The 2218-nt window shown below is 68.0% G+C and carries 3 protein-coding genes; 1 reads left to right on the top strand and 2 read right to left on the bottom strand.

Annotation, left to right across the window (positions count from 1 at the left end):
* Positions 1-1094: inorganic phosphate transporter (locus J5F18_RS18730; RefSeq protein WP_346302268.1), on the bottom strand; the 1094-nt coding region annotated here is incomplete at its 3' end.
* Positions 1095-1174: 80 nt separating this feature from the next.
* Positions 1175-1855 carry a TIGR00153 family protein gene (locus J5F18_RS18735; RefSeq protein ID WP_346300033.1) on the bottom strand — a complete coding sequence of 227 codons (681 nt, stop codon included), beginning with the start codon at positions 1853-1855 and terminating at the stop codon, positions 1175-1177.
* A 104-nt stretch (positions 1856-1959) separates the two neighbouring features.
* Here J5F18_RS18735 and J5F18_RS18740 point away from each other — a divergent pair.
* Positions 1960-2218, top strand: a 259-nt coding sequence (locus J5F18_RS18740) for a CYTH domain-containing protein (RefSeq protein ID WP_346300034.1), incomplete at its 3' end; no start/stop codon positions are given.

Here is a 2218-nt window from a genome sequence, read left to right on the forward strand (position 1 = left end):
GAGATCGGCAGGCCGGTGCCCGAGGCCAGCACCACGGTGCTGGCGGCGGCCAGGGTGGCGGCGAAGCCGCGGCTGGGGGTCAGCTCGGTGATGCCGGTGCCCACGGTGGCGATCACCTTGTGGCCATAGGTGACCAGGCCGAAGACGATGCCACCGCCACCCAGCACCAGCACCCACCAGGGCACCAGGGCGGCGCTGTCGATGACGCCGTCGCTGCGCACCACGCTGATCACTGCGGCCAGCGGGCCCACGGCGTTGGCCACGTCATTGGAGCCGTGGGCGACGGCCATGGCGCAGGCGGTGAAGATCATCAGCACCCCGAACACCCGCTCCACGTTGCCATAGCCGAAGTGGTCCTCGGCGCGTCGCTCGTACCGGATGCGACGCCCCATCAGGGTACCGATGACCATGATGATCGCCCCGAACACCAGCGCGAGCAGGAAGCTCTGGCCGAAGGAGAGGTCGAGGCCGACGTGGGTCAGCCCCTTGGTGAGGGTGACCATGGCGACGATGAAGCCGACCAGGAAGACGTAGACCGGCAGATAGCGCTTGGCGGAGGCGAAGGGGTCCCTGGCCTCGAAGATCAGGTGCTGCACCGACTTGAAGAGCACGAAGGCGATGGTGCCGGCCAGCAGCGGCGAGATCACCCAGCTCGAGGCGATGGTGCCTACCCGGCCCCAGGCCACCGCCTCCATGCCCAGCCCCACGGCGCCGAAGCCGACGATGGCCCCGACGATGGAGTGGGTAGTGGAGACGGGCCAGCCCTTGGCCGAGGCGACCATCAGCCAGATGGCCGCCGCCAGCAGCGCCGAGAGCATGCCGTAGACCAGTAGCTGAGGGTCGGCCTGGAGCAGCGCCGGGTCGACGATGCCGCCGCGGATGGTCGCGGTCACCTCGCCGCCGGCCAGCCAGGCGCCGAGGAACTCGAAGATCACGGCGATGATGATCGCCTGGCGGATGGTGATGGCCTTGGAGCCCACCGAGGTGCCCATGGCGTTGGCCACGTCGTTGGCACCGACGCCCCAGGCCATGAAGAAGCCGAACAGGCAGGCCAGGATGATGAAGATTTCGCCGTGCTGCGCGATGATCGACATAGGGGTTGGGTCCTATGTGGCTGTCGGGAGTGGCGTGCGCGGTGCCGCCCGGGATCGCCGGGGGCGTCTCGCGAAGGGCCTCAGCGGGCCATGAGGATCTGCAGGCGGCTGCCGACGCGCTCGGCGCGATCGGAGAGTTCCCCGACCCAGTCGATGATCTTGTAGAGGAAGACCACGTCCACCGGCGGCAGCTGGCTCTCCAGCTCGAAGAGCTGGCGGCGGATGGCCACCTGCTGGGCATCGGCCTGGTGCTCGAGTACATGGAGCTCGCGGATCAGGCGCTGCATCACGTCGGAGACGTTGCGCCCGAAGCCGGACTCCAGCAGCGCGCCGAGCTCCTCCATGGCCTGGCGGGCCTGGGTCACGCAGGCCACCGCTGTGCGCATGTAGTCGCGCATCGGCTGGACCAGGGGCTCGGGCATCTGCATGGTACGGCCGAGCATGATGCCGGTGATATCGCGCACCTTGTTGGCCATCTTGTCCTGTACGGTGATCAGCTCCAGCAGGTCGGTGCGGGAGACCGGCAGGAACAGGGTGTTGGGCAGGTTGAGGCGCAGCTCGGTCTTGAGCTCGTCGGCCTCGTGCTCCAGACGCGTGACGGTCTCACGGATTCGGGCGGCGGTCTCCCAGTCGCCCACCAGCGAGGCCTCGAAGAACGGCAGCAGCTGGTCGGCGCACTCCTGCGCCTTGACGATGTGGGCCAGCAGCGGCTGGAATGGCGAGCGACCGAACATCGCCGCGAACGGGTTGGGTGTGACCATTGGGATTCTGTGCACTGGGGAATGGGCGGCGACAGTATAGAGGCCACCCCGGGCACCGTCATGAAAAAATCATCCATGTTTCATCGAAGTGAGGTAGCCGTGCCATGAGTCACGAGATTGAGCTCAAGCTCGCCTTAGGCCCAGAAGGCCCCGAAACGCTGCGTCACCACCCTCTGCTGGCCGACCTGGCGCCGCGGGTTCGCCAGCTCGGCAACACCTATTTCGACACCCCGGCGGGCGACCTGGAGGCGGCGCGCATGGCCCTGCGCCTGCGTCGCGTCGATGGCCGGCTCCTGCAGACGGTGAAGACCCGCGGCGAGGGCGGCGGCGGCCTTTCCCGTCGCGGCGACTGGGAGTGGGAGG

Source organism: Halomonas sp. BM-2019 (assembly GCF_017584085.1).

Coding starts and splice junctions, on each gene's coding strand:
- J5F18_RS18735 (WP_346300033.1), bottom strand. CDS start 1,855: ATGGTCACACCCAACCCGTTCGCGGCGATGTTCGGTCGCTCGCCATTC.